This window comes from Micromonospora psammae (genome assembly GCF_036902725.1).
Lineage (GTDB): Bacteria > Actinomycetota > Actinomycetes > Mycobacteriales > Micromonosporaceae > Micromonospora.
In genome coordinates this window covers 1-5,209 of record NZ_JBAKHM010000053.1, presented here as the reverse complement: position 1 = coordinate 5,209, position 5,209 = coordinate 1, and the positions used below count along the sequence as shown (strand labels likewise).

Genomic DNA, 5,209 nt, shown 5'->3' with positions numbered 1-5,209 from the left:
GTGTTCGTTTGTCGGGAGTTGCACAGTGGACGCGTAGCTTCTTTGTAGTCAAGTCCTCGGCCTATTAGTACCGGTCAACTGAACCCGTTACCGGGCTTACATTTCCGGCCTATCAACCCAGTAGTCTAGCTGGGGGCCTTACCCCACCAAAGGTGGGTGGGATACCTCATCTTGAAGCAGGCTTCCCGCTTAGATGCTTTCAGCGGTTATCCCTTCCGAACGTAGCTAACCAGCCGTGCCCCTGGCGGGACAACTGGCACACCAGAGGTTCGTCCGTCCCGGTCCTCTCGTACTAGGGACAGCCCTTCTCAAGTATCCTACGCGCACGGCGGATAGGGACCGAACTGTCTCACGACGTTCTAAACCCAGCTCGCGTACCGCTTTAATGGGCGAACAGCCCAACCCTTGGGACCTGCTACAGCCCCAGGATGCGACGAGCCGACATCGAGGTGCCAAACCATCCCGTCGATATGGACTCTTGGGGAAGATCAGCCTGTTATCCCCGGGGTACCTTTTATCCGTTGAGCGACACCGCTTCCACTCGCAAGTGCCGGATCACTAGTCCCGACTTTCGTCCCTGCTCGACCTGTCAGTCTCACAGTCAAGCTCCCTTGTGTACTTGCACTCAACACCTGATTGCCAACCAGGCTGAGGGAACCTTTGGGCGCCTCCGTTACCCTTTGGGAGGCAACCGCCCCAGTTAAACTACCCACCAGACACTGTCCCTGAACCGGATAACGGTCCGAAGTTAGATACCCAAATCAACCAGAGTGGTATTTCAAGATTGCCTCCACCCATACTGGCGTATGGACTTCACCGGCTCCCACCTATCCTACACAAGCTAATTCGGATACCAATGTCAAGCTATAGTAAAGGTCCCGGGGTCTTTCCGTCCTGCCGCGCGTAACGAGCATCTTTACTCGTACTGCAATTTCGCCGGGCCTGTGGTTGAGACAGTGGGGAAGTCGTTACGCCATTCGTGCAGGTCGGAACTTACCCGACAAGGAATTTCGCTACCTTAGGATGGTTATAGTTACCACCGCCGTTTACTGGCGCTTAAGTTCTCCGCTTCGCCCCGAAGAGCTAACAGGTCCCCTTAACGTTCCAGCACCGGGCAGGCGTCAGTCCATATACATCGAATTACTTCTTCGCATGGACCTGTGTTTTTAGTAAACAGTCGCTTCCCCCTGCTCTCTGCGGCCATACAACGCTCCACCCGCGCGGGGCTTCACGTCTCCGGCCCCCCTTCTCCCTAAGTTACGGGGGCAATTTGCCGAGTTCCTTAACCACAGTTCGCCCGATCGCCTCGGTATTCTCTACCTGACCACCTGTGTCGGTTTGGGGTACGGGCCGCTAAGAACTCGCTAGAGGCTTTTCTCGGCAGCATAGGATCACTGACTTCACCTGAATCGGCTCGGCATCACGTCTCAGCCTATATGCACCGCGGATTTGCCTACGGTACGGCCTACACGCTTACCCCGGCACAACCACCGGCCGGGCTCAGCTACCTTCCTGCGTCACCCCATCGCTTGACTACTACCCGCCAGGTTCCCACGCTCCCCAACCTCGACCCGAAAGTCTCAGCTGGTTTGGGTGGTTAGCACAACGAGGTTCGTCAGGGTCGCTCTTTCGCGGGTACGGGAATATCAACCCGTTGTCCATCGACTACGCCTCTCGGCCTCGCCTTAGGTCCCGACTCACCCAGGGCGGATTAGCCTGGCCCTGGAACCCTTGGTCATCCGGCGGAAGGGTTTCTCACCCTTCTTTCGCTACTCATGCCTGCATTCTCACTCGTGCCGCGTCCACAGCTGGGTCACCCCGCTGCTTCACCCCCGGCACGACGCTCCCCTACCCATCCACACACCTGCACAAGGAATCAAGTCCAAGCGAGGTTGAAATGTGAATGCCACAGCTTCGGCGGTGTGCTTGAGCCCCGCTACATTGTCGGCGCGGAACCACTTGACCAGTGAGCTATTACGCACTCTTTAAAGGGTGGCTGCTTCTAAGCCAACCTCCTGGTTGTCTATGCGACCCCACATCCTTTTCCACTTAGCACACGCTTAGGGGCCTTAGCTGGTGATCTGGGCTGTTTCCCTCTCGACTACGAAGCTTATCCCCCGCAGTCTCACTGCCGCGCTCTCACTTACCGGCATTCGGAGTTTGGCTGATTTCGGTAAGCTTGTGGGCCCCCTAGACCATCCAGTGCTCTACCTCCGGCAAGAAACACGCGACGCTGCACCTAAATGCATTTCGGGGAGAACCAGCTATCACGGAGTTTGATTGGCCTTTCACCCCTAACCACAGGTCATCCCCCAACTTTTCAACGTTGGTGGGTTCGGCCCTCCACGCGGTCTTACCCGCGCTTCAGCCTGCCCATGGCTAGATCACTCCGCTTCGGGTCTAGAGCATGCGACTGAACCGCCCTGTTCAGACTCGCTTTCGCTACGGCTCCCCCACACGGGTTAACCTCGCCACATGCCACTAACTCGCAGGCTCATTCTTCAAAAGGCACGCCGTCACCCCGCAAGGCTCCGACGGATTGTAGGCGAACGGTTTCAGGTACTATTTCACTCCCCTCCCGGGGTACTTTTCACCATTCCCTCACGGTACTCGTCCGCTATCGGTCACCAGGAAGTATTTAGGCTTACCAGGTGGTCCTGGCAGATTCACGGCAGATTTCAGGGGTCCGCCGCTACTCGGGAACACCCACAGAAGGTCAGCAACTTTCACCTACCGGACTCTCACCGTCTACGGTCAGCCATTCCAGACTGTTCGACTAGCCACTGACTTTGTAACTCCTTGAACAAGTGTCAGCTTGTTCAGCGGGGTCCCACAACCCCGACCACGCAACCCCTGACAGGTATCACACGCAGCCGGTTTAGCCTCGATCCGCTTTCGCTCGCCACTACTCACGGAATCACTAAATTGTTTTCTCTTCCTACGGGTACTGAGATGTTTCACTTCCCCGCGTTCCCTCCACACACCCTATGTGTTCAGGTGTGGGTGACACCACATGACTGGTGCCAGGTTTCCCCATTCGGACACCCTGGGATCACAGCTTGGTTGACAGCTCCCCCAGGCCTATCGCGGCCTCCCACGTCCTTCATCGGCTCCTGGTGCCAAGGCATTCACCGTTCGCCCTTGACAACTTGACCACAAAGATGCTCGCGTCCACTGTGCAATTCTCAACAAACGACCAACCCACAACCCGATCCGCCCCACACCAAACCCGACAACCGCCGGCGGTATGCGAGGCCAGGCCATGCCTGGCAGACTCCCGAGACCTCAGCCTCGGACCAGTCTCTGAAAGACAACCAATGGTTGTTCTTTCAGGACCCAACAGGGTGCTATGCGCTTCCACTCAGCCGCACCAGGTCAACCGTTCCCACCACCGAAGCAGCTGTACTAGGTGATCCCGGCCGTTGCCGAGGGAAAACTCGCCAGTGTCTCCGCCATTGAGCACCCCGACCCGACATTCGCAGGTCGTGGGCTCCTTGCACCCTTTCGGGTGAAGGTGCTCCTTAGAAAGGAGGTGATCCAGCCGCACCTTCCGGTACGGCTACCTTGTTACGACTTCGTCCCAATCGCCAGCCCCACCTTCGACGGCTCCCTCCCACAAGGGGTTGGGCCACCGGCTTCGGGTGTTGCCGACTTTCGTGACGTGACGGGCGGTGTGTACAAGGCCCGGGAACGTATTCACCGCAGCGTTGCTGATCTGCGATTACTAGCGACTCCGACTTCACGGGGTCGAGTTGCAGACCCCGATCCGAACTGAGACCGGCTTTTTGGGATTCGCTCCACCTCACGGTATCGCAGCCCATTGTACCGGCCATTGTAGCATGCGTGAAGCCCTGGACATAAGGGGCATGATGACTTGACGTCATCCCCACCTTCCTCCGAGTTGACCCCGGCAGTCTTCGATGAGTCCCCGCCATAACGCGCTGGCAACATCGAACGAGGGTTGCGCTCGTTGCGGGACTTAACCCAACATCTCACGACACGAGCTGACGACAGCCATGCACCACCTGTGACCGCCCCCGAAGGACCTGCCATCTCTGACAGTTTTGCGGCCATGTCAAACCCAGGTAAGGTTCTTCGCGTTGCATCGAATTAATCCGCATGCTCCGCCGCTTGTGCGGGCCCCCGTCAATTCCTTTGAGTTTTAGCCTTGCGGCCGTACTCCCCAGGCGGGGCGCTTAATGCGTTAGCTGCGGCACAGGGAACCGGAGAGGCCCCCCACACCTAGCGCCCAACGTTTACAGCGTGGACTACCAGGGTATCTAATCCTGTTCGCTCCCCACGCTTTCGCTCCTCAGCGTCAGTATCGGCCCAGAGACCTGCCTTCGCCATCGGTGTTCCTCCTGATATCTGCGCATTTCACCGCTACACCAGGAATTCCAGTCTCCCCTACCGAACTCTAGCCTGCCCGTATCGACTGCAGGCCCGCAGTTGAGCTGCGGGTTTTCACAGTCGACGCGACAAGCCGCCTACGAGCTCTTTACGCCCAATAAATCCGGACAACGCTCGCACCCTACGTCTTACCGCGGCTGCTGGCACGTAGTTGGCCGGTGCTTCTTCTGCAGGTACCGTCACTTACGCTTCGTCCCTGCTGAAAGAGGTTTACAACCCGAAGGCCGTCATCCCTCACGCGGCGTCGCTGCATCAGGCTTCCGCCCATTGTGCAATATTCCCCACTGCTGCCTCCCGTAGGAGTCTGGGCCGTGTCTCAGTCCCAGTGTGGCCGGTCGCCCTCTCAGGCCGGCTACCCGTCGTCGCCTTGGTAGGCCATCACCCCACCAACAAGCTGATAGGCCGCGAGCCCATCCCAGGCCGAAAAACTTTCCACCACCAGACATGCGTCCAGCAGTCGTATTCGGTATTAGCCCCCGTTTCCGAGGGTTATCCCAAAGCCTAGGGCAGGTTGCTCACGTGTTACTCACCCGTTCGCCGCTCGAGTACCCCGAAGGGCCTTTCCGCTCGACTTGCATGTGTTAAGCACGCCGCCAGCGTTCGTCCTGAGCCAGGATCAAACTCTCCAACAAAAACTTGTTGAAACAGTCATCCCGGCAACAAAAGTGTTGCCAAAGGAATCCCAACCAGCAAACCCATCCAAAGACGAGCCCACCAGTCCGGGGTATAAATCATAATTGGCACTGGCTTATCTAGCACCCTGTTGAGTTCTCAAAGAACAACCACACACCGCCGAGAA

General features: G+C 57.7%; 2 rRNA genes. Both read right to left on the bottom strand.

The window, feature by feature from the left end:
* Positions 1-44: 44 nt before the first annotated feature.
* A 23S ribosomal RNA gene (locus tag V6U79_RS29640) occupies positions 45-3,155 on the bottom strand.
* A 370-nt stretch (positions 3,156-3,525) separates the two neighbouring features.
* Positions 3,526-5,042: ribosomal RNA gene (locus V6U79_RS29635) — 16S ribosomal RNA — on the bottom strand.
* Together the 16S and 23S rRNA genes form the textbook arrangement of a ribosomal RNA operon.
* Positions 5,043-5,209: the final 167 nt, after the last annotated feature.